Source organism: Balneolaceae bacterium, assembly GCA_034521445.1.
GTDB lineage: Bacteria > Bacteroidota > Rhodothermia > Balneolales > Balneolaceae > JAXHMM01.
Genome location: JAXHMM010000005.1, coordinates 187,315 through 214,263 on the forward strand (window position 1 = coordinate 187,315; position 26,949 = coordinate 214,263).

Below are 26,949 nucleotides of genomic sequence, written 5' to 3' on the forward strand. Positions count from 1 at the left end.
AGACGGCCAGCCTCCCCGGCCGGGCGCTCACCTCAGTTACCGGGGTACCACTCCTTGAGCCTTACCTCCACCGCGGTGCCTCCCGCATCGACCAGCTCCTTGAAACGCGCGATATTCTGGCCCCTGTAGTGGTAGGGATAGACGATGGCAGGCTGGAATTCCAGCACCGCGTCGGCCGCCTGGTTCACGTCCATGGTATAGGGCATATTCATGCAGACGAAGGCTACATCCACCCCCTCCAGGCTGCGCATCTCGGGAATATCCTCCGTGTCCCCCGACACGTAGAACACCTTTCCACCCAGCTCCACCAGGTAGCCGTTGCCCCAGCCCTTGGGATGGCGCGCGTCGGGCCCGTCAGGCAGATTGTACATGGGAACCGACCTAACGTTCACCGGAATATCGGGCATGTCCCCGGCCGCGGAACGGTTGGTGTCGGACCCGTTGGGCAGTACAACCACCTGCCCTTCGAAGTCAGAGGGCAGCTCCTGTCCGACAACCTTGGGCGCTATGATGACCGGGTTCTTGTCGTTGAGCGCCCGCAGGGTAGCGAGATCCATGTGGTCACCGTGCGGGTGGGTGATCAGCACCAAGTCGGGCCGGGGGAGTCCCTCATAGAGCGCCGCCCCTCCCACCGGGTCCACGTACACCGCATGGCCGTTCCACTGGAGCACCAGCGAGCCGTGGCGCACGGGATGGACGGTCACCTCGCCCGCTTCGGCGGGAATGGTATCGGGGGAGGTGCGCTGGGCCTCAGCTCCCAGGGTGAGCATGAGCAATAAAACGCAGGTCGAAGTGAGGGTCTTCATGACAGGGAATTGGGTTGAAGTCTCCTTCATGATAACAGCGGAGGGTCAATAATGCCACCTCCGTACTATTGCCGTATTTTTTGTCCTATGGGACTGGACACCAAAGCCAAAAAACGTTCGAAAACCGCAGATGCTAGATGGCGGGATACCGTGCGGGGTCGGCCTCGTGCATGAGGGCGTAGGCCGCCTCGAAGATGTCTTCCTCGTTGGGCTTGGAGAAGTAGTCGCCGTCTGAGCCAAAGGCGCCGCGGTGCTCCTTGGCGGTGAGGCACTGCGGTTCGGAGTCGAGATAATAGTAGCCCTTCTGCTCCTGGAGTACCTTGTTCAGCATGAAGGCGCTGGCACCCCCCGGAACGTCCTCGTCCACGAACAGGATGCGGTTGGTCTTCTGAAGTGATTTCACAATGTCGTGGTTGCGGTCGAAGGGCAACAGAGTGCGCACGTCGATGAGCTCGGCGGAGATGCCCGCATCGGCTAGCTGAGGCACCACGTCCTCGCAGATATTGCAGGTGGAGCCGTAGGAGACGATGGTAATATCGGTGCCCTCGGCAACCACCTTGGGGATGCCCAGCGGTACGGTAAACTCGCCCAGGTTCTCGGGCATGGGCTCTTTGAGGCGGTAGGCGTTCAGGGGCTCCACGACAAGCGCAGGGTCATCGCCCCGCAGCAGGGTGTTATACATGCCGGCGGCTTCGGTGAGGTTGCGCGGCACACATACGTGCACCCCGCGCACCCCGTTCAGGATCATACCCATGGGCGAGCCGGTGTGCCAGATGCCTTCCAGACGGTGTCCCCGTGTCCTTACAATGGCCGGCGCCTTCTGACCGCCCATGCTGCGGTAACGCACCGTAGCCAGGTCGTCGCTGAGACCCTGGAAGCAGAAAAGCAGGTAGTCCAGGTACTGAATCTCGGCGATGGGACGCAGCCCGCGCAGGGCCATGCCGATGCCCTGCCCCAGGATGGTGGCCTCGCGGATGCCGGTGTCGCGCACCCGCAACTCGCCGAACTTCTCCTGCATGCCTTCCAGTCCCTTATTTACATCGCCCAGCTTGCCGGTGTCCTCCCCGAAGACCAGCGTCTCTGGATATTGCTCAAAAATCTTCTCAAAGTTGTCGCGCAGCACCACGCGCCCGTCCACCTTTTCGGGATCGTCGCCATATACAGGCGCCACCTCCTCCACGTTGAGGGGCGACTGCCCGCCCTCGCTGTAGAGATGCGAGTCGTAGCGCCGGCGGTTCAGTTCCATGTGCTTTTCAAGCCAGCGATCCATGTTTCTGCGCACGGGATGGTCCTCGCCGCGGGTTACCCGCAGGGCCTTGCGTACTGCCCCGATGATGTCCTTGCGCAGGGGCACCATGGGACGATTCATCGCTTTCTTGATTTCCTTCAGCTTTTCACCCTGCGCGCTGCTTGAAGCCAGCTCGTCAATCAGGGCCCCCGCCTGGTTCAGCTCTTCCTTGATCTCACCCTTGAAGGCGCTCCATGCAGCCTTCTGGGCCTCCTTCACGTCCTGCTCCGCCTGCTTCTCGATGGCGTCCAGCTCCTCCTCGCCGGCAATGCCCTCCTCCACCATCCAGACGCGCATCCTGCGTATGCAGCAGTACTCCTCCTCGAACTTCAGGCGCTCCTCGTCCTTGTAGCGTTCGTGGGAACCGGAGGTGGAGTGGCCCTGCGGCTGGGTGACCTCCTGCACGTGCACCAGCACAGGCACATGCTCCTCGCGGGCAATGCGCGCCGCCTTTTCGTAGGTCTCCAGCAGCGCGGGATAGTCCCACGCCTTCACACGCAGGATTTCGAGTCCCTCCTGCTCCTCGTTGCGCTGGAAGCCTTCCAGCGCGTCGGAGATGCTCTCCTTGGTGGTCTGGTACTTGCGCGGCACCGAAATGCCGTAGCCGTCATCCCACACCGAGAGCACCATGGGCACCTGCAGCACGCCCGCGGCGTTGACCGTCTCCCAGAAGGGTCCCTCGGAGGTACTGGCATCCCCGATGGTGCCCCAGGCTACCTCGTTGCCGTTGTCAGAAAATTTCCGGAATTCCTCACGCTCCTTCAGCTCCTCGTGGTTGCGGTAGATGGTCGAAGCCTGGGCCAGTCCCAGCAACCGGGTCATCTGCCCGCTGGTGGGCGAGATGTCGGGGGAGGTATTTTTCATCTTTGTCAGGTCCTTCCAGTTGCCCTCCTCGTCCAGGCTGCGGGTGCTGAAGTGGGCGTTCATCTGGCGACCCCCGCTGTTGGGCTCCTGCTCCACATCGGCGTGGGCGTAGAGCTGGGCGAAGAACTGCTGGAGGGTGACCTGCCCGATGGCCATCATAAAAGTCTGGTCGCGGTAGTAGCCCGAGCGGAAGTCCCCGTCTTTAAAATAGCGCGCCATGGCAATCTGCGGCATTTCCTTGCCGTCGCCGAAGATCCCGAACTTGGCCTTGCCGGTGAGTGTCTCCTTGCGTCCCAGGTAGGAGGCCTCCCGGCTCTCGACCGCCAGGCGGTAGTCCTCCAGCAGCTGTTCGTTCTCTTTCTTGGTCCGCTTCGACGTGGAGGCTGCCTGGGATGCGCTCTTCTTCTTGGTCTTGGTACTTGCCATGTTATCAGAATCCATTCGTTAGATGCGGCCGCCGCCGGTATGATGCGGCTGTCCGCGTGCATAGGCCGAGAAATGCCGGGTCGGAAAATAAGGCGATCCGGCTTGTTTTACAAAAAGGACCATCCCGCCAGAGCGTGTCCAAATGCCGGTTCAGGCCCCGATTACGGGATCTTCGGAGCCTTCCGGGTCTTATTCCATAAAACCGCCCCGGGTCATGCGGATAGGATCCAGGGCCTCGTCCAGCTGCTCGTCGGAGAGGTCCGTCATCTCGCGGGCCACCTCCTTGACGGGACGACCCTCGGCAAAGGCTTTTTTGGCGATTTTGGCGGCCTGGTCGTAGCCGATCAGCGGGTTGAGGGCGGTCACCAGCACCGGGTTGCGCCCCACCATGTCGGCGATGCGCTTGCGGTTCACCTCCAGCTTCTCCACGCTCTTTTCGGCCAGATTGCGGACGGCGTTGCCCATGATCTCGATGGACTCCAGCAGGTTGTGAGCCACCAGCGGAAGCATCACGTTCAGCTCAAAGTTGCCCGCCTGTCCGGCGACGGTAATGGCGGAGTCGTTGCCGATAACCTGCGCGCAAACCATGGTGAGGGACTCCTCGATGACGGGATTCACCTTGCCGGGCATGATGGAGGAGCCCGGCTGAAGGGTGGGCAGCTGCAGCTCGCCGATACCGCTGTTCGGTCCGGAGTTCATCCAGCGCAGGTCGTTGCCGATCTTCATCAGTCCCACCGCGATAGTCTTGAGCTGGCCGCTCAGCTCCACGGGTGCGTCTACGGTGGACTGCGCCTCGAAGTGGTCTTCCGCCTCACGGAAATCGATGCCTGTCTCTTTCGAGAGCGCCTTGGCCATGCGCTTTCCAAACTTGTTATGGGTGTTCAGCCCCGTTCCCACGGCGGTGCCGCCCTGCGGCAGTTCCGTCATCCGGCTGGTGGCAGATTCCAGGCGGTCGACGCCCAGCTTCATTTGCCGGGCGTAGCCTTCGAACTCCTGCTGGATGGTCACCGGCATGGCGTCCATCAGGTGGGTGCGTCCGGTCTTGACTACTTCTTTGAACTCCTTCCCCTTCTCTTTAAAAGCCTTCTGCAGTTGCTCCAGGGCCGGCACCAGGTTGCGGTCTACCGCCAGCACGGCTGCCAGGCGTATGGACGTCGGGATCACGTCGTTGGAACTCTGCCCGAAGTTGACATGGTCGTTGGGATGTATGGAGACCTCCACGTCGTCGCCCTTGAGCTCATTGGCCCTTTTGGCGATGATCTCGTTGGCGTTCATATTGGTGGAGGTGCCCGAACCGGTCTGAAAAATGTCGACGGCGAAGTCGTCGTCGAACTTGCCCTCCGCCACTTCGGCGGCGGCCTTCCGGATGGCTTCCGCCACGCCTGCATCTATCATTTCCAGCTCCGCATTGACCATGGCCGCATTCTTTTTCACCAGTCCCAGCGCCTCGATAAAGCCCCTGCTGAAGCGGATGCCGCTTACCGGGAAATTGTCGACGGCCCGCTGGGTCTGCGCGCCGTAATAGGCATCTTTGGGGACTTTCACTTCGCCCATGGAGTCTTTTTCAATACGGAAGTCACTCATAATATGCGAATACCTTTAATTGAATACTGCAGCGCCTCTCAAGGTAGCAAAAAAAGCAAAGGGATGGAATCGTGCCGGCCTCATCCATGCTCTAAATGGAGCGATTTTACGGGTTTATAATCGTGCGATTTGAGCTTAAGCCGAATTATTACTAAATACGTATTATTACATCAACCAAATAGATCGTTATGAAACGCCTTCCCGCGCTGCTCTTAGCCATACTCTTTATCGGGTGCTCCACCGACTCATCGGACACCCTTAGCCAGTCCGCCCTTATGGATTCCCTGGACGTACCGCAGCACGTCCGCCAGCTGGACAACCTCACCGTCCACGATCCCGGGGTTCCCCCGCAGTACGAAATTACCTTCGAGGAGACCTCCTCCATCGACAACGTGAACAGCGGACGAGGTGGCGCCTTCAATATTGCCAAGGATCCCCAGGGCCGTATTTACGTCAGCGATCCCGCCCAGACCCACATACGGGCCTACGACGCCGATTTTCAACAGCGCGGCACGCTGGGCCGGGAGGGCAAGGGACCCGGTGAATTTGCACGCATGGGTCCCTTATTCGTTCACGGGGACCTGCTTATGGTCTACGACTTCAGCCTGAGACGCATCCAGACCTTCAACACCGAAACGATGGAGGACCGCCGGGTCATCAACATCGACCCGCAGGAATTTGAAAGCTTTGAGGAGATCCGGTTTCCCCTGATCGCGGATTTCTACAGCCTGGGAGACCAGGGCATACTGGTTAAGATTCCCATCCAGGAAAAAAACGACAGGAACTACGACGGTTACTACCTGATGAACAGGGAGGGAGAGATAACCTCCGAAAAAATCTTCGAAACGGTACAGCAGGTTAATCACCAGTTCACCGTGCCCAACATGGGCGGAATGGTGGGCGGCGTGCGCCTCCCTTTCACCGACCAGGGACTAGTCGCCCAATCCCCACGGAGCACGGTCTACAAGGCAAACACCTCAGAATTCCTGCTTACCGAAATCAACCCGGCCGACAGCAGCCGTCGGCATATCTGGTACCCTTATGACAACGATCCCCTCACCCAGCAGGAAGGGCTGGACGAATTTGCCACCAGTATGCACGATATCGTTCGGGAGGCCGATTTTCCCAGCCATTGGCCCGCCCTCAAGGCCATGATGGTCGACGATCAGGACCGCATCTGGGTGGCCACCGTCACCGACGACCGGGAGAACGACGTCTGGTGGGTGCTCGACCGCGACGGCATGCTGCTGGGACGTTTTACGTGGACCAAGGAGGAGACCCTGCAGCTGGTGCATGACGGTCATCTCTATGTCAGCCGGTTCAACCAGGACGACCGGGTTTACAGCGTGGACCGCTACATAGTAGCTATGGAACCTAATAATTCCAGTGGATCATAATATGCGTACAAAACTTCTCCCTTTCCTGCTTCTTGGATTTCTAATGGCTTGCTCCGGACCGGAAAATTCCGGTAGTGGCATGAGCCAGGCCGCCCTCATGGATTCTCTCGACGTACCCGATCACGTCCGGCAGCTCGACAGCCTGGCGGTCTTCGACGCCGCGGCCCCGCCCCGCTACGAGATCAGCTTCCAGGAGGAAGTCACCTACGGCAGCATTTCCCGGAACTTCGCCCCCGCCATGGGGGGCTTTGGACCCGAAACGGCCGTGGACGACAGCGGCATGGTCTATCGCACCGACCGCCAGCGCAAAAACATCCGGATCTATAACCCTGACGGCTCCCAGCAGGGCACCATTGGACGCAACGGCCGCGGTCCGGGCGAGTTCGTGGACATTACCTCCATCATGCTGCATGACAACCGCCTCTACGCCTACGACCCCAACCAGATGCGCATACAGGTATTTTCACTGCACCCTGCTGAATTGGACCGGGTCATCAACATCGAACCGGAGCAGTTCGGCAGCGGTGAAGATTTGGAGTTCGGCCGGCCCATCGCCGACTTCCATCCTTTCGGGGAAGAACAATTCCTGGCCGGCATCTCCCAGGTTGAACGCGACGGTCAGGGGTTTACGGGTTACTACGTGCTGGACGGGGAGGGCGAACGGGTCTCCGACAGGGTCGTTGAAGTGATGCAGCATCGCCGCTTCGAATTCACCTCCAATCGCGGTATGGCCGCAAGCATGCGCCTCCCCGGCGGACGCACCGGCGTGCTGGACGTGACCTCTGACGGCATGGTCTATCACGCCAACACCGGGGAGATGCTGATCAGGGTGCTCCATTCCACGGGAGATTATCAACGGTCCATCTGGTATTCCTACGAAAACGATCCCATGGACACCCAGGAACTGGTCGAACGCTACGGGGAGAACATGTACGCCAATATGCCTTCCGGCGAACTCCCCGACGTCTGGCCGGCCATCCATACCTTTTTCGTAGACGATGAGGAGCGGATCTGGATTTCGACTATTACGGACGACAAGGAAAACTACAGCTGGTGGATCCTGTCCAACCATGGAGAACTGCTGTCCCGCTTTTCCTGGACCGTAGAGGAGGAGCTGCACGCGGTAAGGGACGGCCATCTCTACGTGGCAGTCGACCAGGGCGAGGCCATGGACATTGACCGCAGGTTGGTCCGTTATGAATTTTCGCTGGAATCGCCTAATCCATAACCCCCTGTCATGAACAAGCTGGTTCCTATCCTGGCACTGCTGCTCATTACCGCATGTACTACACAGCCGGACGTCCAGGTACCTGAGCAATACGAAAACCTGGAAAACCTGAAGGCCTTTTCGGGTGACCCGCAGCCCGAGGGCGAGATCACCCTCACCCGGGAGGTCACCTACCGCGACACCGAGCGGGCGGTGCTGGGGCAGATGCTGACCGGCCTGGAGGTGGATGGCGAAGGCAGGGTCTACGTTGGCGACCGCCAGGCCTTCAGGGTGCACGTATTCAACCCCGACGGCTCTTATCTCCAGGGCGTGGGACGGAAAGGCAGGGGACCGGGAGAGTTTACTTCCGTTGCCAATCTCGAGGTGGCAGACGGAAGGCTGGCGGTGCTTAACGACCGGATCGGCCGCCTCTCCGAATTCGAGCTGGGCACCTTCGAGCACCTTGGCGACTACGAATTGGCCATAGAAGCCAACGACCACAAGCCCCCCTGGCTGCAGCGGACGCGCGACAACCGCACGGCCTACCGTCCCCGGGAAGTCTACCGCAGGCCCGACGGCAACTACCTCGTTTTCTTCTATGACCCCGGGGTGGCGGTGGAGGACAACCTCTACAACCGATCCTACGAGCTCTCCGCCTACAGCACCGGCGAACAGGATTACACCGCCCACGACCTGCTCTCATTCGACTGGTCAGGCAGGGTGCTGTTTCACAAAAGAGACAACGGTGTTGGCGTCATGCACAACGTCCCCTACATACGAGGTTCGGCCTACACCTACCACGACGGCACGCTGGTGCAGGGCTGGACCGAGGACCTGCTGCTGAAGTTCTACGACGCCGACGGCACCTACCAACAAGCCTGGTACTACCCTGTGCCCGAAAGTCCGCTCACCCTGGAGCAGGCCCTGGCCCTCTACCCCTCCGAACGCATCGAGGAGATGATTCGCGGGGACGATCTGCCCGACACCTGGCCCTCCTTCCATTCGGTGCTCCTGGACGACGAAGGGCGCCTCTGGGTCTCCCGCATCACGGGATCGCCCAACATGCTTGACTGGTGGGTGCTGGACTCCTCCGGTGAGCTGCTGGCGGAGTTCAGCTGGTCGAGACACGACACCTTCGAGGAGGTGCAGAACGGCAAGCTCTACGTAACCTCCATGGACACCAGCTCCTATGCCATGAGCGCCGTCCGCTACGACATAGCCCTCGAGTAATTCAAAACCCGCCTCCATGCAAAATACACGCCGTCTCACACTCCTGCTGCTCTCCATCGTCTTCGTATCGTGCGGCACACCCGACCGGGACGAGCTGCCTGAAGACGTCCGCAACCTGGAAAACCTGACAGTACTGTCCACGGATGATATTCCACCGCTGGAACTTCAGCCGGAGGCTACCTTTGGGAGCACCGACACGGTCATCATCGGCCAACTGGGCGATGTGGTAGCCGACGACCGGGGACGCGTCTACCTTACGGACCGTAGCCAGAAGTACATCCACGTATTTGCTTCCGACGGCAGCTACCTGGCCCGGCTGGGCGGTGAGGGCCGGGGACCGGGAGAATTTATGTTCCCCGGAAATGCTGCAGTAATCTCTGACCGGCTATTCATGCAGGACGTCATGCTGAGTCGGATGAACGTATACGACCTGAATGCCATGGAGAACGCCCGATCCTTCGTTTTGAATCCCAAGAATACGGGCCAGTACCCCGAATTGGAGGGATATTCCGCCCGGCAATTCCTGGTAGCCAACGACTCCACTATGGTGGTCCGATTCAGCAGGGGTGGAGCAGTCCCTACTGCGGAAGAACCCGCCGATGTTTTATTTTACCGGATGGATCCTGATGGACAAATCGAGGGGGAGCAAATTCTTCGTCTTCCGGATATGCAGTATCTGACCACCACCATTGACGGGCAATTCCGCGCCTCTTTTTTCTCCTTCAACCCCAATTCCCTCATCGCCCTGTCCGGCGAAAGCACCATCTATACGGCAGACAACAGGGAGTTTTTGATACGCGTCTACGACCTTAATGGGACCTACCGAAAGGCCATCTATGCACCCTACGAGGCGCCTTTGCTGGATCAAGACGATCTGGTGGAGGAATATGACAACGAAATGCACAAAAAGATGATCCGGGAATCGGCCCTTCCTGAGCGCTGGCCGGTACTGCGATCCATGAGGGTGGACGAGGAAAACCGTCTTTGGATCTCACTTCTGAACGCCAATTCCGACTCTTCGGAATGGTGGGTCATCAGCGATTCGGGAGAAATTCTTGGAAGATTCACCCTGCCAGCCGAAGAGTCGCTGCAGGCCATCCGAGATGGCAACATCTATGTCCGCTCGAGCCGTAAAAACGAAGCTGACATCGTCATTAGATATGGTGTTCTCTAATCACGCTGAGCAGCGGACTCCCGTACAGCCTGCTAAAGATCCACCTCGTAAATCCGGATCACCGAGCCCCGGTCCGAGTCGTTGTCCACTACGTAGAGGCGGTTGCCGACCACGGCATGCACCCGCTCGCTTTCGGCCAGTATGAACCGTCCCAGCGGCTCGCCCTGGTGCGTGAGCACCACCATCTCGCGGCCTTCCCCGCTGTTGTCGGTATGCATCCAGATATACTCTTCCGAGGCCCAGAGGCCCAGGAAGGCGGGCTTCGTTTCCGCCAGGCGGGGCAGCATCTTCTCCTGCACCTCGCGGTCCATGTTGCGGAAGGCGTAGGCGCGGTCCGCTTCAGTCAGCGGCCGTTCGACCAGGTTCAGTTCCACCATCTGCTGCATCTCGTGGTCCGGGCTGTAGTATTCCAGCGTCGCGCTGTCGGCGCGGGCGATGAGGTAGCTACTGTCATCGAATACCTGCAGCACATCCTGGTAATCGTAAGGGACGCCAGCATATACCGTAAAGCCACCTCCCGCCATCTCGATAATGGGATTCGGAAGAATCATCTCGTGCAGGGAGTCCCGGATGATGGCGTGGGTGCGGTCCACCAGGTCCACGTGTTGGCGCGAATAGGCGGGACCTTCGGGACCGAGCCGTGTAATATCTAAACTGGTGGTGGTAAGAAAATGACGGTCCGTCGACTGGCTGCCCTGTACGTTCATGGAACCGCTGTGCGGGTTTTCATGGTTTGTCGCTTCCAGGAAGGCATAGACGCCGTCGTCGCCCGGTGCGAAGAGGGAATACTGATTGGCCTGCACGAAATTCAGTACCAGCGTGTCGCCGGGCACACCGACCAGGCGTGTGTTCTGGACGACCTCACCGGGCCCGTTTCCCTCGGTGGCCACGGTGGCAAGGTGGTTGCCTTCGTGATCGAACTGCTCAATGGTGACCTTGGGACGGTCCCATGCCAGGATGTGGCCGCGTGAATCTATCGCCAGCGCAGAGATCTGTCCGGGAAGGTAGTCCTCGCTCTCCCCTATCTCTGTCACCAGGCTGTACTCCAGTTCATCCAGCGCCGCATAGTCCAGCTTTCCTCCCTCTTCTCCCGATCCGGCGCAGCCCGCCAGGAGCAGCACCGCCATTCCAAAAACCCATAATCTTCCAGTCATCCCTGTTCCATCTAAAAGTTGTTGTTGTCCAGGTGCGGCCCAATGTGCGCCTTTCCCGGCTGTCTAGCAACCTAAACGTGATAGGGACAGCTATAGTACCTGTTGGTTAATATGGAATAGCCTCCCCCATATAATTATTGACTGTCAGCACGCTGGCCCTGATATTCCGGCAGGCGGGCCGCTTCCGGCCCGCTCCTGGCAAGCTATATCGACCATGCTCCACCGGACGTTCCACATCACAGGCCTGTTCATCTTCCTTGCGGTGCTGCTCGCCCTGCCGGGCTGCGAGGACCCGGACAAATCGCGGGGTTCCTTTTCCATGTATATTACCGGTGACATCAACCATAAGATCAACGGCAATGCCGTATTCGGCGGCGCCACCGATCCCGAATCCCGCGAGCAGGGATTTGCACTCATCCTGACCACCGGCAAGACCAATCCCGGCAAACGCCTTGACGGGGAGGCCCTATACCTGGCCATACTACAGCCCGGGGGGCCGCAGCCCGGATCCTATGATATCGTGAATCCTGACGCATCTGCCAACCGGCTGGATTCGGCTTTCTGGGGCTACGCCCGCTTCGACGCCGAGCCTTTCATAACCTTTGTGACCCAGACGGGTGCGGTCACCATCGAGACCAGCGAGGAAGACCAGCTCAGCGGCACCTTTCAGCTGCGGGCGGTGGGATACGACTTCTCGGTTCAGCCCGCAGAACGTAACGAGGTCATCCTGTCAGGGGAGTTCAGCTCGAAAGGCGGCTACGCCTATATCCCCGATCTCTGACACCTCCCGGAGAGCTGAATACCTCCCCTAGAGCTCCATGGCGTACATGCGGTAGGTCTTTTCGATATGCGCACCGAGGCGTTCGGCCACCCGCATCATGTTGGTATTGGTCTCCAGCACCCAGCTGAGTTCAGATGAATAGAATCCTCTCTTCTGGCCGTTCTCAATGGCCTCCTTGTGCAGCAGTGCATCGATGCCCTTGCCCTGGTATTCCGGCACAACGCCCATCAGGGCCGTGCGGATGCGATTGACCTTGCGCTTGTTCCAGAGCAGCTTGAAGATGCCCGTGGGAAAGAGTGTGCCGTCCATCTTCTTGAAGACCTGGTTCAGGTCGGGAAGGGCGATGGAAAAGGCCACCGGCTCACCGTCCACCTCTGCGATATGCGCGAAATCGGTGTCCAGAATCATTTTCAAGTCCTTGGCGGTGTGGGCAAGCTCCTCCTCGGTGAGGGGGATGAAGCCCCAGTTCTCCGACCAGGAACTGTTGAAGATACGGCGGACGATCTGCACCTCCTTGTCCAGCTTACGCAGGTTCATTTTTCTGATCTGCAGTCCCGGCAGGCGCTTGCGGATGATGGTCTCGGCCCGCTCGATGCGATCCAAGGATACGGTGTCCTGCGTCACCCGGTAGGCGTACATGTCCATCTCCTTCTGCAGGCCCGCCCCCTTGATAAGGCTGTCGTAGTAGGGTTTGTGGTAAGGCATCAGGATGCTGGGGTCGTGCCCGAAGCCGTCCACCAGGATGCCGATCTCGTCCATCATGCTGGGATTGGCCGGTCCCATAAGCCCGGTCATGCCGCGTTCGCCCAGCCAGTCTCCGGCCACCTTGAAAAGCAGGTTGGCCAGCGCCTGATCGTCAATACACTCGAAAAAGCCGAAAAAACCGGTTTGGGCGTCGTGGTGGTCGTTATAGCGGTGGTCGACGATGGCGGCAATGCGTCCGCAGATCTTCCCGTTCTGCTCGGCCAGGAAGAGGGCGATATCCGCGTTGTTATAGAAGGGATTGGAATCGGGATCGATGAGCTTTTTCTGCTCCGTCTTGAGGGGCGGAATCCAGTGCTCGTCCCCCTTGTAGTGGCGGTAGGGGAAATCGATAAAGACCTTACGCTCCTGTTTGGTGGTGACCAAGGTAACGCCGTTGGTATTGGGATGAGAATCGCCTTCCAACCTTCGCTACCCTTGTTCGATAAGTGAGTGGCCGTTGCGGTCAATAATGCCACGCTTGATGCCCACCTTGCGGAAGGCCTCCAGGATGCGGTCGAGGTGCTCGTCGGTATGCGTGGCCATGTAACTGGTACGCACCAGAGATTGTCCCTTGGGCACCGCGGGCGGGATTACGGCGTTCACATAGACGCCGGCCTCAAAGAGGTCCTTCCAGAAGCGGAAACACTCTTCCATCTCGCCGATGACCACGGGGATGATGGGGGTCTGGCTGCTCCAGATGTTGAAGCCCATGTCGCGGAGCTCCTTGCGCATGTAGTTGGAGATCTCCTGGAGGCGGTCCAGGCGCCAGGTTTCCTCCTGCAGGATTTCGAGGGCCTTCAGGACGGTGGCCACATTGGCCGGCGGCATGGAGGCGCTGAAAATGTGCGCGGGGGAGTGGTGGCGAATGTACTCGATGACGGCCTGGTCGCCCACCAGGAATCCGCCGAGGGAGGCGAAGGACTTGGAGAAGGTGCCGCTTATCAGGTCCACCTCGTCGGTCAGGCCGTAGACGGAGGCCGAACCGCGTCCCCCGTCGCCGATCACGCCGATGGCGTGGGCGTCGTCCAGGTAGAGGCGGGCGCCGAACTTGTTCTTGAGGCGCACCATGTCCTCCACTTCGGCAATGGTGCCTGACATGGAAAAGACCCCATCGCTGACGATGATCTTGCCGGCGTCTTCGTCGGCGCGCTCCAGCAGCATCTCGAGCTGCTCCATGTCGTTGTGCTGGTAACGCATGGTCTTGGCGTTGGAGACCAGTGTGCCGGTGACAATGCAGGCGTGATTGTCCTTGTCCGAAAAAATAATATCCTGACGGCCTGCGATGGTCTGGATAGCGCCTTCGTTGGTCTGGTAGCCCGTGCTGAACAGCACGCAGGCGTCCTTGCCCATGAAGTTGGCCAGTTTCTCCTCCAGCTCCAGGTGCAGGTCCAGGGTGCCGTTGAGGTAACGGGAGCCGGTGCAACCGGTTCCATAGGTGGTGATGACATCGCGGGCGGCCTCGATAACCCGGGAGTCGTTGGTGAGTCCCAGGTAGTTGTTCGAGCCGGCCATGATCACCTCGCGGCCCTCGATTTTAACCGTCGTCCCGTCGGTCGCCTGAAGGGGTTTGAAATAGGGATAGAGACCCTCCGCCTTGATCTCCTCGGCCTTCGTAAAATCGTAGGCCTTGGAGAATATATCGTTTTTTTTCAGCTCGGGTCTGGAATCGCCCATTCGTCCTGCTGTCGACTTTTAATGAGAGCTTATCGTTGCAAATATACTTCCATATTAAGCATCAATCAAATGATGCATTCCTGCGATTTTCAATCACTTTTTTCAGAAAATCGAGGTACTCTCCGGCCACCTTTTCCCAGCTGAACTTCTCCAGCACCCAGGCCCTGGCCCGCTCCCCGAAATCAGTCAGGTCGGCCGCCAGAAGTTCGTTGATTTTCCCTGCGAAGGCCCCGGCCTGCCGGGTGGGGATTTTCCAGCCGTTCTGCCCGTCCGTGATGACATCCCTGATGCCCTCCAGGTCGGCCGCCACCACGGGAGTGCGCGCCATGTTCGCCTCCAGCATCACAATGCCGAAGCCTTCCATATCGCCCTCCACCGGGATGTTGGGCATCACAAAGAGATCGGCCGCCGAATAGGCCATCTTCAGCACCTCATCGGATCTGCGCCCCAGCAGGAAAATGCGGTCGGAGGCGGGCGAATCCTCCACCGCCCGACGCACGTTCTCTTCTTCTGGCCCGTCGCCTACCGTAAGATAAACCGCCCGATCGTCCACCGACGGCAACACCTGCCTGATAAACCACTCGTGTCCCTTACGGCGTACCATGCGTCCCACGGAAAGCAGCAGGGGCCGCCCCTCCAGGGAGAGGCCGGTGAGCTGCTCCATCCGGCGACGGGACTCTCCGCGGCCCGGAAAACGGTCCAGTTTCTGCAGGTCCACCCCATTGGCCAGGGCTGCGCCCTTGCCGGGGTCCATGCCGCGGGCTATACAGGCCTGCCGAGTAGCCCGGGAGACCGATATCACGCCATCCAGGTTTCGGAAGACGCGGGGGACGAACTTCTGGTAGAAAAAATTGGGCATGGTGACGTCCTGCCCATGGTTGATGGTGACCATGGGGATCTCCACGCGTCTCCGCAGCAGCACCGCAAGGCTGGCGGTCACCATGGAGGAGAAAAGAATCACATCGGCCCCGCGCTCGCGGGCCAGGCGCGGCAGGCGGACCGCCTCCTCCAGCAGGAAGCCGACGGTCCGGAAACCAATGCCCTCCCACGACGATTTCATGATCTCGGCATGCACGGTCACGTCGCCGCTGCGCCTGAGCTGGCGCACCAGCTGCATGCTCACGCGCTGCATGCCGCCGATGTTCTCCAGGGGCGCATTCTCAGGAGGGTGGAGGTGGGAGACGTAGAGTATGTTAAGGCGTGAGCTCAAAACTTAAGCTGGGGACGCGGTTCCTGCAAAGCTTCGCGGTAGTTTTCCAGCAAGCGGGCGTTGACGCGCTCCCATGCATAGGGAAGCGCCTTCTGGCGCGCGGTCCTTCCCATGCGTTCGCGCAGCTCGTCATCCTTCACCAGGCGGGAGACATGCTCGGAAAAGGTTCTGGTATCACGGGGCGGGGCCAGGAAGCCGTTCACGCCGGCCTCCACGAGGGACTTGCTGCCGGTGGCGTCGGCCACGACGCAGGGGAGCCCGCACGACATGGCCTCCAGCGTGACATTGCCGAAGGTCTCGGTGTCCGACGGGAAAAGAAATATGTCGCTGCTGGCGTAGGCCCGGGAAAGATCTTCACCGGTAAGATACCCTGGAAACCGCGCTTCGGGCAACATATCCTCCAGCTCCTTGCGGGCCGGCCCGTCGCCCACCACCATGGCGGTGACGTCGCCGTTCTCACTGATGACCCTCTCGACGACGTCCACAAAGGTCTGCAGGTCCTTTTCCCAGACCAGGCGGGAGACGAAGGTGACTACCTTCTGGTCGTCCCCGATGTCAAGGGAGCGCCGCCACGCCATGTCACGCTTCTCCGGGCTGAAGTATTCGGTATTTACGCCCCGGGCCCAGATGCGGATACCCTCTTCGATATCCTGCACATTCAGCTCCTCGGCCATGCTGGGGGAGGGCACGTAAATGTGTTTGCACTGACTGTAGAACCAGTTCAGGTACTTCCAGCCCAGCATCTCCAGCATCTCCATATTGTAGTACTTCAGGTAGCTGGTAAAGTGGGTATGGTAGGAAGCCACGATCTGGATGTCGTTGGACTGCGCCCAGCGCATGGCACGGAAACCAAGAAGATCGGGCGTTGCCAGGTGCACCAGGGTGGGACCAAATTTGCGCAGCCTCTTCTGGGCGCGTTCGGGGAAGCCCACCGTTACACGGTATTCCGGGCGGCCGGGCATGGGCAGCGAGGGCACCGGAACGAATTCGCCCTCGTGGTCGATGGCGGGCTCGTCGACCGTGGGACCGAATACGAGGACCGGCACGCCTTCCTCCTCCAGGAACCTGACCAGCCGGTTCAGGGTGAGTGACACCCCGTCCCGTATATGGTTGTAGTTCCCGGTGAATAAGGCTACGCGCAAATCACTCATAAATTTTCCAATGCAACGGTCAGATTTGTATCTTCCGAAGAATCGCGGCCCGGACCCGATTCCGGATTTCAAAGACCCCAAATATACAAAATTTGATGAAAGCCTTTGTCACCGGCGGTACCGGTTTTATAGGAAGCCACCTGGTCGACAAGCTTGTGGCGCGGGAGGGAGTCGAGGAGGTCCGCTGCCTGGTCCGGAGCAGTGACAAGTGGCTTTCCGGCAAGCCTTTCAAGCGTATAAAAGGCGATCTACACGATCTGACCGTGCTTCGCGAAGGGGTGCGGGGCGTCGACGCAATCTACCATCTGGCAGGCCTGGTCAAAGCGCCGGACTACGGGGCCTTCCACCGCGCCAATGTGGATGCCACCGAAAATTTAATGCGCGTAGCCCACAAGGAGGGCGTCCGAAAGATCGTGATACTCTCCTCCCTGGCCGCCGCCGGCCCCAGCCGCAACGGCCCCTTAAGCGAAGCCGATCCGATGCAGCCCGTAAGCAACTACGGTCGCTCCAAGAAACAGATGGAGGAGATGGTCCGCGGCATGGACTGGGAGGAGGAGTCTGTCACCATCCTGCGTCCCCCGGCCGTTTACGGCCCGCGCGAGGACCAGATTTACACCTTTTTCAAAATGGCCGACAAACGCATATGTCCCATCGTGGGCGACGGAGAACGTCCCCGCATCTCCATGGTCTATGTGGGCGATGTGGTAGAGGGCATCATGGCCGCCACCCGGCAGGACGATCCCGGCGTGCACACCTATTTCGTTTCGGGGCCGGAGATCTACACCTGGAACCTCATCCGCAGCGTGACCTCCACCGTGCTGGGCAAAAAGACCATGCCACTTTATGTGCGGCCGGGCATGGTGAAAAAAATCGCCGGGGTAGTGGAAAAATCCGCATCATTCTTCGGCGTTTATCCCGTTCTAAACAGGGAGAAGGCCAGGGAGATGATCCTGGAGTGGACCTGCTCGAACGACAAGGCGCGTCTGGAGCTGGACTACCAGCCCCGTTACTCCCTGGAGGAGGGAATCTCGCGCACCATCCACTGGTACAAGAAACATCACTGGTTATGAACCAAGGCGAATACGCGTCAACGGCTTTAAACACCCCCCATTCTATGTACGCATACCAGGCAGAATATACGAAACGTGCTCTGCTGCGACTTCCGCTGCTGGCCGGTCTCATGGGCTGCCTGCTTGCCCTTCACGGCGCCATGCAGCCCCTGTACGCCCAGCCCGATTTGCAGAAGGACTACTCCTTCGTGATGGAGATCCCCTCGGTACTTGCCATGGCGAGCTCCCCGGCGCACGTCTACATTCTTTCTGAGACCGAGGGGCTGGTGGCGTTCCGAACACGACCCGACTCCCTGCAGTGGCTCTACACCTCAAACGGCATGGCGCGCAGGGGCAATACCATGTCAGCGGACATCCGCTTCGCCTATCTCTGGGGCGACAGCCCCCGGCTTACGGTGCTCGAACCTACCTCCGTTCTGGGAGTCTACTCCTCCACCCGGCTCCCCGAAAGGCCGCGCGACGCCGAGCGCATCGACCGGCGCCTGTACGCAGCCTTGGGAGATGGGGGAGTCGGATGGGTTTCCCTGCAGTCGGCTTCTGCAGTCGACTCGGCCTTTACCCGTGTGGAGGCCGGGGGACTCGCCTCGGCCGAGGTGCTCGACCTGGAGAGTTCAGGCGACCGCCTCTACGCCCTCTCCTCCGGGGCCACCCTTTACCGGCTGAACGCTGGAGGGGAGAACCCGCAGGTGGAGCAGGAGTTCGCCCTTTCCGAGGAACTGCAGCGTATTTTTCTATCCGGGCAGACCCTGATGGGCACCGACGCCGGAGGCAACATCTACGAGATAAGTGGCTCGGGCAACCTCTCCCGGCTGGGTTCCATAGGCGAGCCGGTCGTAAAGCTGGAAACCTGGGGAGACTGGTACCTGATCCAGGGCGCTACTGGACGTATCTGGACCTCCTACCGCAGCCGCTCGCCCTCCCCCTGGAAAGAGGACCGCGATGCAGGCTACGCTTTTACGGTGACCGGCGGACAGCTATGGCTCAGCGAATACAGCCAGGTGAGCCGCGTGGTGGAGGGAGGCGTAATCGCTTCCGGCGCACCCGAGGGAGAGGCTGCGGACGCGGATTCCTCCGGGCCCCTTCCCGGTCAGCTCAGCCTTGATTCCATCCCCGACCAGATTGTGCCCTACTCCAAGCCCGTGCTGCTGAACTTCAGCCTGGGCCAGGATTTTCCGTCCAGCCAGGTACAGTTTGCCTATCAGTCTTCCGTTGACGATGCCGAGGTACGGGGAAGCTCCTTCTACTGGCAGCCGGGATCGGGCGATGTGGGCACTCACCGCTTTAAAATCGTGGCTACCGCCAGCAACGGGGCCGCCGACAGCACCAGCTTCAGTGTGGAGGTAAACTCGTTCAACGCACCGCCGCGCTTTTCGCCCCTGCGCACCCTCGCCATCCCTGTCGGCGAGTCCTTCACTCTCCCCGTACGCGCCATCGACCCCGACGGCATGCACCGCGACCTGATCCGCTACCTGGGCGTAGACCTGCCCGACGGAGCCTCCCTGGGCGAGACCTCCGGGGATTTTATGTGGACCCCCTCGCAGCGGCAGACCGGTGAACACAACTTCCGCATCATCGCCACCGACCAGTATGGGGCCGCCTCCTCCACCGAGGTGACCATCCGCGTGTTGGAGGCCGGCGACAGCGACGGCAACTAACTCTCTCGCACCTCCAAGCGCGCACGACCCTGTGAACAACGATTCCATCCGCTCCTCCCTGCTGGACTGGTACGACGTCCACAAAAGGGAGATGCCGTGGCGCGGCATCAACGATCCCTACCGCACCTGGGTTTCCGAAGTCATGCTGCAGCAGACGCGCGTTGACCAGGCCGCGCCCTATTACAAGCGTTTCATCGAGCGGTTCCCGACGGTGGAGATATTGGCCGAGGCCGGGCAGCAGGAGGTGCTCCGGGTATGGGAGGGCCTGGGCTACTACCGCCGGGCCCGCCACCTGCACGAGGCCGCCCGCACGGTGGTGGAGGAGTTCGGCGGCGAGCTGCCGGATTCCTGGGAGGAGATCACCCGACTGAAGGGCATCGGACCCTATACGGCTGCGGCGGTGCTGAGCATCGCCTTCGGGCGTCCCCATGCCGTGGTGGACGGCAACGTGCTGCGCGTGCTCACGCGCTACTTCGGCCTGGACGGTGACATCCGCAAAAGCGCCGTCAAGAACGAAGTGCAGGAGCTGGCCGACGGGCTTCTCGATCCGGAGCGGCCGGGCGATTTCAACCAGGCTGTGATGGAGCTGGGCGCCATGGTGTGTACGCCAGGCAGCCCCGATTGCGGGAAGTGTCCACTGCAGGACGGCTGCGAGGCCGCACGCACGGCGCGCCAGGATGAGATCCCTTACAAATCGCCGCCCAAAAAACGTCCCCACCACCAGATCGGCGTGGGGGTGGTCCGCGATGGCGAGGGATCGGTGCTCATCGCCCTGCGTCCGGAAGGCGCCATGCTCGGGGGACTCTGGGAGTTTCCCGGCGGCAAGCAGGAGTCCGGCGAGGAGCTGGAAGAAACCGTCCGGCGCGAGCTGCGCGAGGAGCTGGGCGTAGAGGTGGTTGTGGAAAAACCCCTTATGAAGGTGGATCACGCCTACTCGCACCTGACGGTCTCCCTCAACGTCTTCCTCTGCAGCCTGGCCAGTGGCACGCCTGAGGCCCGCGACAGCCAGGAGGTGCGCTGGGTGGCGCTGGAGGAACTGGACGACTACCCCTTCCCCAAGGCCAACCGCGCCATCACCGAAAAACTGCAAAACCTTGGCCGGGGACAGCAGGAACTGAAAATCTGAACCCATGCCCAGGGACCTGCCGAAAAAGCTCGACGCCTGCCCGCCCGAGACCCTCCGCGCCATGAAACCCTGGCTGGAGATGTGGAACCGCCGCATGGAAACTCCGGACTATATCGAGAAAGACCCCGTGCTCTTCATGCACAGCTTCGAGGAGCGGGAAGACCGGCTGCTGGCCGGCTTTTTCGCGGCCCTGATGGCCTGGGGGCGACGCGACGTGGTGATCGCCAAGGTGGACGACCTGATGAAGCGCATGGACTACCGGCCAAACCGTTTCATCCGCGACTTCGGCGAGCGCGAGCGCGACCGACTGGACGGCTTCAAACACCGCACCTTCAAGCCGGTGGACATCTACTGGCTGGTCAACATCCTGCAGAGCGCCCTGGAGCGCCACGGTGGCATGGAGGCCTTCTGGCGGCACTGCCACGAGGAGGCGCAGCGGCAGGAGCGTCCTCTCATCGCCCTCTTCCACGATGAGTTCTTCGCCCTCCATCCGGAAGCGGCGCAGCGCACCCGCAAGCACATCTCCAATCCCGAAAAGAACAGCTCCTGCAAGCGTCTCTACCTCTACCTGCGCTGGTGCGTGCGGGAGGGACCGGTGGACACCGGGCTGATGGATTTTATCTCACCGTCTGAGCTTATGGTTCCGCTGGACGTGCACGTGGCGCGGCAGGCGCGGGCGCTGGGATTGCTGACGCGCCGCTACAACGATTGGAAGGCGGTGCGCGAACTTACCGGCGTGCTTCGCAAGCTTGACCCGGGAGATCCTGCCCGCTACGACTTCGGGCTATTCGGCCTCGGGGTTTCCGGGAAACCTATTCCGGATAGATTCCTTGTCAATCCAAAAGTCTGACTAAGTCTTACTAAGTCTAATAAGTCGGGAAGTCCAGAAGTCTTAAAGTCCAGAAGTCTTAAAGTCTAGAAGTCGGGGAGTCAGAAAGTCGGTGGGTACTTACATTTTTCCGAAAAATTCTTATATTAGGGGTCTGAAAACGAAGCAACAACATCTTATACGCACATGGTTGGAGTAGAAGTTCGAGATAACGAAAGCATAGACCGCGCCATCAACCGCTTCAAGAAGCTGGTAACGCGCTCCCGCATTCTGAACGAGTATAAGGACCGGCAGCAGTACACCAAGCCGTCCGAAGAGCGCCGTGAAGCGCTGAAGAAGAGCATCCGCGACCAGCGCCGGCGCGAGCGCAACCAGTACAAGTAATTTAAAAGGGTTTACGCCTCCTCCTCCAAAATGCCCTGTGACTTCGGTCACAGGGCATTTTTTATGGCCTCAGGGAACACCCGGCAGGGATATACTTTGAGCCCGTCGGGCACCTTCGGATCCTGTCCGTCCGGCACGTAGGCGCGCTTGAAACCCATCTTGCGGATCTCGGCCAGCCGCTGGTCCAGCTTGCTCACCGAGCGGATCTCCGATCCCAGCCCCACCTCCCCTATGAAAGCCGTTTCGGCCGGCAGGGACTTATCCAGCAAACTGGAGACCAGCGCGCAGACCACGCCCAGGTCCCCGGCCGTGTCGGTCAGCCGGATCCCGCCCGCCACGTTCAGGTAGACGTCCTGCCCGCTGAACTGGTAACCTCCCCTCTTCTCCAGCACGGCCAGCAGCAGCGACAGCCTCCGCTGGTCAAACCCGTTGGCCGTGCGCTGCGGCACCCCGTAGTTGCTGGGTGTGACCAGCGCCTGCACCTCGATGAGCAGGGAGCGCGAGCCCTCGATGGTGCAGACCACCGCATTGCCGCTCACGCTGGCGTCGTAGTCCGACAGGAACAGCTGTGAGGGATTGAGCACATCCACCAGCCCCTTCTCCTTCATCTCGAAGACCCCCACCTCCTGCGCGGGTCCGAACCGGTTTTTCACGCTGCGCAGCAGACGGTAGGCGTAGTTGCTGTCGCCCTCGAACTGCAGCACGGTGTCCACCATATGCTCCAGCACGCGCGGACCGGCGATGTCCCCCTCCTTGGTCACGTGTCCGATGAGCAGCGTGGTGATGTTCCTTCGCTTGGCGAGCTGCTGCAGCAGGGCGGCGCACTCCTTGACCTGCTGCACGCTTCCCGCCATGCTGGAGAGCTCCGTGCGGTAGACCGTCTGTATGGAGTCCACCACCAGCAGGTCAGGCTTCATCTTGCGGGCCTCCTCCAGCACCTTGCTCACATCGGTATCGGTGTAGACAAGCAGCTTCCTGGAATCCACCTCCAGGCGCGCCGCCCGCTGCTTGATCTGGGCAGCCGACTCCTCTCCCGCGCAGTATAAAATTCGCAAGTCCGGGTTGGCGCGGGCGATCTGCAGGGTGAGGGTGCTCTTGCCGATGCCGGGATCGCCCCCGATAAGCACCAGGGAGCCGGGCACGAAGCCCCCGCCCACCACGCGGTCCAGTTCGGGGATGTTGGAAGGGAAACGTTCCTCGTCGCTCGATTCGATGTCGGCCAGGAGGCGCGGGGGCGGGACCTCCTCCAAACCCTCCACCTTGCCCTTGTGGCTGTCGGAGCCCGAACCGGAGCTGCCGCTGTCGCGATCCACCTTGTACTCGCGAAAGGTGTGCCAGCTGCCGCAATTCGGACAGTTGCCCAGCCACTTGGTGGAGGTGTGCCCGCACTCGTCGCAGAGGTATGTGATGCGCGACTTGGCCACGTCAGACTGATTCGCCGGCGTTGAGGCCATCGGCCATGCCGTCGCCCTCCTCCCCGTCTGCATGGTTATCCACCACGGAACGGTTGATGTACCAGGTGGTGGCCATCATGCCCAGACCGATGCTGATGTAGTAGCTGATAATGCGCCAGAGAAACACGGCCAGCCCGATGAAGGCCTTACGGTCGATTAGCGGCCCCTGGAAAAGCGCGAAGAGGCCCTCCACCCCGCCGCTGCCGCCGGGCGTGGGCATGATGAGGAAGGCCAGGTTCATGGCCAGGCTGCGCAGCACCGAGAGGATCTCGTTTGCGGGCAGCAGGCTAAGCACCACAATGGTGGGCAGGGCCACGCGGCAAAGCCATGACATGGTGGAGAGGGAAAAAGCTTTCAGCAGAAAGCTGGCGGGCTTCTCCCGCAGCTCGTCGGAGTACTTCACCAGGTGCTCGGCCTCCTCCACCACCTTGTCGCGCCAGCGGCGCAGCAGCGGCAGCCGGAAAACCGTGCACACCACCTTCTTGATGGCGCTGGGATTGCGCAGCACCCCGTAGGCCATCAGTCCGGCATAGGAGAGCAGTCCGGCATAAAGCAGCAGCATGGATACTTCGCCCACCATTCCGATGTTGGAGGGAATGACCTCGTAGTAGAGGCCGGCCACCAGCAGGATGGGTACGGCAAGGGCGAACCAGAGCTGGTCCAGCAGCACGCTGTAGAGGATAATGGCGGTGGACTGTCCCAGCTTGTAACCCTCCTTGGTGAGGGCGTAGGTGGCCATGGGCGCCCCGCCGATGATGGAAGGCGTCACCGAAGAGGTGAATTCCCAGCTCAGCATCACCCGCAGGGACGCCATCCAGCCCAGCATCTTCTCGGAGAGATAGCGGATCTTGGCCGCTGAAAAAGCCAGCCGCAATATGGAGACCGCCAGCGCGATGAACAGGCCGGGCAGCCGTTTGGGTTTCAGGTGCTCAAGGACCCCGGGCGTGTAGGTGAGGTAGATGACAAGGCCCATGCCCGCCACACTGAGTCCGATGGAGAGAAGCAGGTATTTCTTGGAGAAATACCTTTTGGGGTCCTCCTGAATATGTTGCTGGTCTTTGCTCAGGGGTGTGCGGTTTACGCAACGGTAATATTCTCGTCCAGGTAGACGTCCTGTATAAAGTTGAGCAGCTTGACGCCTTCTTCCATGGGACGCTGGAAGGCCTTGCGGCCGCTGATCATGCCCATGCCGCCGGCGCGCTTGTTGACAACGGCCGTACGCACCGCCTGCTGGAAGTCGTTCTTTCCGCTGGCTCCGCCGGAGTTGATCAGCCCGGCGCGTCCCATATAGCAGTTGGCCACCTGGTAGCGGGTCAGGTCGATGGGATGGTCGGTGGTCAGCTCGCTGTACATGCGCTCGTCGTATTTCCCGTAGGAGCCGTTATTGTTGTTGAGGGCCTTGTAACCGCCGTTGTTGGTGGCCTGCTTCTGCTTGATGATGTCGGCCTGGATGGTCGCCCCCAGGTGGTTGGCCTGCCCGGTCAGGTCGGCCGAAGCGTGGTAGTCGGTGCCGTCCACCTTGAATCCGGAGTTACGGGTATAGCACCAGAGGATGGTGGCCATGCCCAGCTCATGGGCACGCTCGAAGGCCTCGGCCACCTCCTGGATCTGCCGGCTCGACTCCTCCGAGCCGTAGTAGATGGTCGCGCCTACAGCGACCGCGCCCATGTCAAAGGCGCGCTCCACCGAACCGAACATGATCTGGTCGTAGTGGTTGGGGAGGGTCATCAGCTCGTTGTGGTTGAGCTTGACGATGAAGGGAATCCTGTGGGCATAGCGGCGCGCGATGGATCCCAGCACGCCGAAGGTGGAGGCAATGGCGTTGCATCCCCCTTCAATGGCCAATTTTACCAGGTGCTCGGGATCAAAACCCCCGGGGTTGGGTGCGAAAGAGGCGCCGCCGGAGTGCTCAATGCCCTGGTCCACCGGCAGGATGGAGAGGTAGCCGGTGCCCGCGAGCCGCCCGTGGCCGAAGAGGGTCTGCAGGCTGCGAAGCACCCGGGCGTTGCGGTCGGAGTGATAGCAGACCCGGTCGACGTAGTCGGGGCCGGGCAGGTGAAGATTCTCGCTGGGGATGGTCTCGCACTCGTGGCCGAGCAGGTCATCCGCTTCCTTGCCCAGTAACTCTTCAATGCTTTTCGCAGCTAGTGCCATGGCAACTCCTCATCTGGTTTCTTGATCGTTTTCTACTACGCTCGGTGGTGATCAAATATAAGTGATCTGTCTGGAATTATGAATTTTCTGCACGGCGGAACCGAGCTCAACGGGGAGGCCAGCAGATGACGGGCGGGACCTTCCCGACCCCGCACCGGAAGCACCTGCATATGATCTGCCCAGAATTCTTATATTTGTTCCTTGCGGCAGCCGCTCATTACATCCTTGACTGCACATACCCGTAAACACCATGAACATCGGTCCCATCGACCTGGGCGAAAAGCCCCTGCTGCTGGCTCCCATGGAGGACGTCACCGACTCCCCCTTCCGGCAGATTTGCCGGAGCCGGGGTGCCAGTATCGTTTACACCGAATTTATCAGTTCCGAGGCCCTGGTAAGGGACTCCGACATCGCCATGAAGAAAATGGACTTTTCGGAGGAGGAGCGTCCTTTCGGCGTGCAGATTTTCGGGAGCCGCGGGGAGGCCATGGAGGGCGCGGCGCAGCTGGCTGAGAGCAACAACCCCGACCTGGTGGATATCAACTTCGGGTGTCCGGTCCACAAAATCGTCAAGAAGGGGGCGGGCGCCGGCTGCCTGAAAGACCTGGAGCTGATGGAGCGCATGGCCGGCTCGGTGGTGGACGCCGTGGCATCGAAGCCCGTCACCGTAAAAACACGCCTGGGCTGGGATGACGACACCATCCGCATCCGGGAGGTGGCTCTCATGCTGCAGAAGCTGGGAATCAAGGCGCTGGCCGTGCACGCGCGCACCCGCTGCCAGAAGTACAAGGGCGACGCCCGGTGGGATTGGCTCAAAAAACTCAAGGACACTCCCGGTCTGGAGATTCCAATCATCGGCAACGGCGACGTGACCTCGCCCGAGGACGCCAAACGGATGTTCGACGAAACAGGCGTGGACGGGGTGATGATCGGCCGCGGCGCTATCGGCAATCCGTGGATCTTCGACCGCACCCGTCACTACCTGGAGACGGGCGAGCTGCTGCCCGAACCCACCATCGACGAGCGCATCGAGCTCTGCGCCGAGCAGCTGCGGCGATCCGTGAAACACCACGGGGAATACTACGGCGTGGTGATCATGAAAAAACACTACGGGCAATATCTGAAGGGCGTGCGCAACAGCCGGCAGCTCCGCGCCGCCATCATGGAGGAGAGCGACATGGAGCCCATACTTGACCTGCTCTACACCTTCCGGGACGAGGAGATGTATGCGGAGGCCTCCTGAATGCCGGTGAATCCTTGCCGCGTAATCTGCGTACAGCCTACGGTAAACCCGGCAAAACCACGACACCATGATGCAACGACTGCTTCGACTCCTGGCTACCGGGCTCAACGCCTGGACCTTCTACTCCAATCCCGGTGAAGGCTGTCATCGCCATCCTGACGGTAGTCATCATCCCCTACCTGGCCTATATCTTCTTTGGGGTCTTCCTGCTGATCCTGCTCATCGCAGCGGGCATCTGGTTCATCTGGTATCTGGCCACGCGCAGCAGCGGCTCGCGGGCCTGAATACTCTTTCTGCGCAGACCGCCCGTTCACGGCGCAGCTCCCATGCACCTCGCCCGCGTC

At 60.5% G+C, this 26,949-nt stretch carries 23 protein-coding genes; 12 read left to right on the plus strand and 11 right to left on the minus strand.

Annotated elements, in window-relative coordinates; genetic code table 11:
- Nucleotides 1–32 precede the first annotated feature (32 nt).
- From U5K31_04730 to U5K31_04740, 3 genes are all read right to left on the minus strand, one after another.
- Nucleotides 33–806 carry an MBL fold metallo-hydrolase gene (locus U5K31_04730; protein MDZ7772032.1) on the minus strand — a complete coding sequence of 258 codons (774 nt, stop codon included), beginning with the start codon at nt 804–806 and terminating at the stop codon, nt 33–35.
- A 133-nt stretch (nt 807–939) separates the two neighbouring features.
- The gene (locus U5K31_04735; GenBank protein ID MDZ7772033.1) at nt 940–3,384 is read right to left on the minus strand and encodes a thiamine pyrophosphate-dependent enzyme; all 2,445 of its coding nucleotides are present in this window, start codon (nt 3,382–3,384) and stop codon (nt 940–942) included.
- 189 nt (nt 3,385–3,573) lie between these two features.
- Entirely contained in the window at nt 3,574–4,968 is a 1,395-nt protein-coding gene (locus U5K31_04740) for a class II fumarate hydratase (GenBank protein MDZ7772034.1), read from the minus strand.
- Nucleotides 4,969–5,156: 188 nt separating this feature from the next.
- On the opposite strand from U5K31_04740, the gene U5K31_04745 reads away from it, so the two are divergent.
- From U5K31_04745 to U5K31_04760, 4 genes are all read left to right on the plus strand, one after another.
- Complete coding sequence (locus U5K31_04745) at nt 5,157–6,365, plus strand: hypothetical protein (GenBank protein MDZ7772035.1); 1,209 nt, start codon at nt 5,157–5,159, stop codon at nt 6,363–6,365.
- A 79-nt stretch (nt 6,366–6,444) separates the two neighbouring features.
- Entirely contained in the window at nt 6,445–7,593 is a 1,149-nt protein-coding gene (locus U5K31_04750; protein MDZ7772036.1) for a 6-bladed beta-propeller, read from the plus strand.
- A gap of 9 nt (nt 7,594–7,602) precedes the next feature.
- The gene (locus U5K31_04755) at nt 7,603–8,802 is read left to right on the plus strand and encodes a 6-bladed beta-propeller (GenBank protein ID MDZ7772037.1); all 1,200 of its coding nucleotides are present in this window, start codon (nt 7,603–7,605) and stop codon (nt 8,800–8,802) included.
- Between the two features lie 16 nt (nt 8,803–8,818).
- A complete protein-coding gene (locus U5K31_04760) occupies nt 8,819–9,976 on the plus strand; it encodes a 6-bladed beta-propeller (protein MDZ7772038.1) in 1,158 nt (385 codons plus the stop codon).
- A 32-nt stretch (nt 9,977–10,008) separates the two neighbouring features.
- Here the strand turns inward: U5K31_04760 and U5K31_04765 are convergent, their stop codons facing one another.
- Entirely contained in the window at nt 10,009–11,103 is a 1,095-nt protein-coding gene (locus tag U5K31_04765; protein ID MDZ7772039.1) for a hypothetical protein, read from the minus strand.
- A gap of 241 nt (nt 11,104–11,344) precedes the next feature.
- Between U5K31_04765 and U5K31_04770 the strand changes: the two genes are divergently transcribed.
- Complete coding sequence (locus U5K31_04770; protein MDZ7772040.1) at nt 11,345–11,911, plus strand: hypothetical protein; 567 nt, start codon at nt 11,345–11,347, stop codon at nt 11,909–11,911.
- Nucleotides 11,912–11,938: 27 nt separating this feature from the next.
- Here the strand turns inward: U5K31_04770 and U5K31_04775 are convergent, their stop codons facing one another.
- From U5K31_04775 to U5K31_04790, 4 genes are all read right to left on the minus strand, one after another.
- Nucleotides 11,939–13,039, minus strand: a complete 1,101-nt coding sequence (locus U5K31_04775) for a GNAT family N-acetyltransferase (protein MDZ7772041.1) — start codon at nt 13,037–13,039, stop codon at nt 11,939–11,941.
- A gap of 45 nt (nt 13,040–13,084) precedes the next feature.
- Nucleotides 13,085–14,329 (minus strand): aminotransferase class I/II-fold pyridoxal phosphate-dependent enzyme, encoded by a 1,245-nt coding sequence (locus U5K31_04780; GenBank protein ID MDZ7772042.1) that lies wholly within the window; start codon nt 14,327–14,329, stop codon nt 13,085–13,087.
- A 61-nt stretch (nt 14,330–14,390) separates the two neighbouring features.
- The gene (locus U5K31_04785) at nt 14,391–15,539 is read right to left on the minus strand and encodes a glycosyltransferase family 4 protein (GenBank protein MDZ7772043.1); all 1,149 of its coding nucleotides are present in this window, start codon (nt 15,537–15,539) and stop codon (nt 14,391–14,393) included.
- On the minus strand, nt 15,536–16,690 hold the full coding sequence (locus tag U5K31_04790) for a glycosyltransferase family 1 protein (protein MDZ7772044.1): 1,155 nt from the start codon (nt 16,688–16,690) through the stop codon (nt 15,536–15,538). The genes U5K31_04785 and U5K31_04790 overlap by 4 nt, the downstream gene beginning before the upstream one ends.
- Nucleotides 16,691–16,785: 95 nt before the next feature.
- Between U5K31_04790 and U5K31_04795 the strand changes: the two genes are divergently transcribed.
- The 5 genes from U5K31_04795 (at nt 16,786) to rpsU (ending at nt 21,754) form a co-directional block, all read left to right on the plus strand.
- The gene (locus U5K31_04795; GenBank protein ID MDZ7772045.1) at nt 16,786–17,760 is read left to right on the plus strand and encodes an NAD-dependent epimerase/dehydratase family protein; all 975 of its coding nucleotides are present in this window, start codon (nt 16,786–16,788) and stop codon (nt 17,758–17,760) included.
- A gap of 44 nt (nt 17,761–17,804) precedes the next feature.
- Nucleotides 17,805–19,415, plus strand: a complete 1,611-nt coding sequence (locus tag U5K31_04800) for an Ig domain-containing protein (GenBank protein MDZ7772046.1) — start codon at nt 17,805–17,807, stop codon at nt 19,413–19,415.
- Between the two features lie 31 nt (nt 19,416–19,446).
- Nucleotides 19,447–20,541, plus strand: coding sequence for an A/G-specific adenine glycosylase (gene mutY, locus U5K31_04805; protein MDZ7772047.1), 1,095 nt, complete (start codon nt 19,447–19,449; stop codon nt 20,539–20,541).
- 4 nt (nt 20,542–20,545) lie between these two features.
- A complete protein-coding gene (locus tag U5K31_04810; protein ID MDZ7772048.1) occupies nt 20,546–21,391 on the plus strand; it encodes a TIGR02757 family protein in 846 nt (281 codons plus the stop codon).
- Nucleotides 21,392–21,556: 165 nt separating this feature from the next.
- A complete protein-coding gene (gene rpsU / locus U5K31_04815; protein ID MDZ7772049.1) occupies nt 21,557–21,754 on the plus strand; it encodes a 30S ribosomal protein S21 in 198 nt (65 codons plus the stop codon).
- Between the two features lie 47 nt (nt 21,755–21,801).
- Here the strand turns inward: rpsU and radA are convergent, their stop codons facing one another.
- Genes radA through U5K31_04830 form a run of 3 tightly spaced genes read right to left on the minus strand, consistent with a single transcriptional unit; the run spans nt 21,802 to nt 25,362 of the window.
- Nucleotides 21,802–23,178, minus strand: coding sequence for a DNA repair protein RadA (gene radA / locus U5K31_04820; protein ID MDZ7772050.1), 1,377 nt, complete (start codon nt 23,176–23,178; stop codon nt 21,802–21,804).
- A 1-nt stretch (nt 23,179) separates the two neighbouring features.
- Nucleotides 23,180–24,274 (minus strand): lysylphosphatidylglycerol synthase transmembrane domain-containing protein, encoded by a 1,095-nt coding sequence (locus tag U5K31_04825; GenBank protein ID MDZ7772051.1) that lies wholly within the window; start codon nt 24,272–24,274, stop codon nt 23,180–23,182.
- An 11-nt stretch (nt 24,275–24,285) separates the two neighbouring features.
- Entirely contained in the window at nt 24,286–25,362 is a 1,077-nt protein-coding gene (locus U5K31_04830; protein ID MDZ7772052.1) for a class I fructose-bisphosphate aldolase, read from the minus strand.
- Between the two features lie 250 nt (nt 25,363–25,612).
- Between U5K31_04830 and dusB the strand changes: the two genes are divergently transcribed.
- Both dusB and U5K31_04840 read left to right on the plus strand, forming a co-directional pair.
- Nucleotides 25,613–26,605, plus strand: a complete 993-nt coding sequence (gene dusB, locus U5K31_04835; protein ID MDZ7772053.1) for a tRNA dihydrouridine synthase DusB — start codon at nt 25,613–25,615, stop codon at nt 26,603–26,605.
- Nucleotides 26,606–26,739: 134 nt separating this feature from the next.
- Nucleotides 26,740–26,889, plus strand: coding sequence for a hypothetical protein (locus U5K31_04840; GenBank protein MDZ7772054.1), 150 nt, complete (start codon nt 26,740–26,742; stop codon nt 26,887–26,889).
- Nucleotides 26,890–26,949 lie beyond the last annotated feature (60 nt).

Excerpts from the sequence above, each read along its gene's own strand:
- U5K31_04730 (MDZ7772032.1), bottom strand. The coding sequence starts at position 806 with ATGAAGACCCTCACTTCGACCTGCGTTTTATTGCTCATGCTCACCCTG.
- U5K31_04735 (MDZ7772033.1), bottom strand. The coding sequence starts at position 3,384 with ATGGCAAGTACCAAGACCAAGAAGAAGAGCGCATCCCAGGCAGCCTCC.
- U5K31_04740 (MDZ7772034.1), bottom strand. The coding sequence starts at position 4,968 with ATGAGTGACTTCCGTATTGAAAAAGACTCCATGGGCGAAGTGAAAGTC.
- U5K31_04745 (MDZ7772035.1), top strand. The coding sequence starts at position 5,157 with ATGAAACGCCTTCCCGCGCTGCTCTTAGCCATACTCTTTATCGGGTGC.
- U5K31_04750 (MDZ7772036.1), top strand. The coding sequence starts at position 6,445 with ATGAGCCAGGCCGCCCTCATGGATTCTCTCGACGTACCCGATCACGTC.
- U5K31_04755 (MDZ7772037.1), top strand. The coding sequence starts at position 7,603 with ATGAACAAGCTGGTTCCTATCCTGGCACTGCTGCTCATTACCGCATGT.
- U5K31_04760 (MDZ7772038.1), top strand. The coding sequence starts at position 8,819 with ATGCAAAATACACGCCGTCTCACACTCCTGCTGCTCTCCATCGTCTTC.
- U5K31_04765 (MDZ7772039.1), bottom strand. The coding sequence starts at position 11,103 with ATGGCGGTGCTGCTCCTGGCGGGCTGCGCCGGATCGGGAGAAGAGGGA.
- U5K31_04770 (MDZ7772040.1), top strand. The coding sequence starts at position 11,345 with ATGCTCCACCGGACGTTCCACATCACAGGCCTGTTCATCTTCCTTGCG.
- U5K31_04780 (MDZ7772042.1), bottom strand. The coding sequence starts at position 14,329 with ATGGGCGATTCCAGACCCGAGCTGAAAAAAAACGATATATTCTCCAAG.
- U5K31_04790 (MDZ7772044.1), bottom strand. The coding sequence starts at position 16,690 with ATGAGTGATTTGCGCGTAGCCTTATTCACCGGGAACTACAACCATATA.
- U5K31_04795 (MDZ7772045.1), top strand. The coding sequence starts at position 16,786 with ATGAAAGCCTTTGTCACCGGCGGTACCGGTTTTATAGGAAGCCACCTG.
- U5K31_04800 (MDZ7772046.1), top strand. The coding sequence starts at position 17,805 with ATGTACGCATACCAGGCAGAATATACGAAACGTGCTCTGCTGCGACTT.
- U5K31_04810 (MDZ7772048.1), top strand. The coding sequence starts at position 20,546 with ATGCCCAGGGACCTGCCGAAAAAGCTCGACGCCTGCCCGCCCGAGACC.
- rpsU (MDZ7772049.1), top strand. The coding sequence starts at position 21,557 with ATGGTTGGAGTAGAAGTTCGAGATAACGAAAGCATAGACCGCGCCATC.
- U5K31_04830 (MDZ7772052.1), bottom strand. The coding sequence starts at position 25,362 with ATGGCACTAGCTGCGAAAAGCATTGAAGAGTTACTGGGCAAGGAAGCG.
- dusB (MDZ7772053.1), top strand. The coding sequence starts at position 25,613 with ATGAACATCGGTCCCATCGACCTGGGCGAAAAGCCCCTGCTGCTGGCT.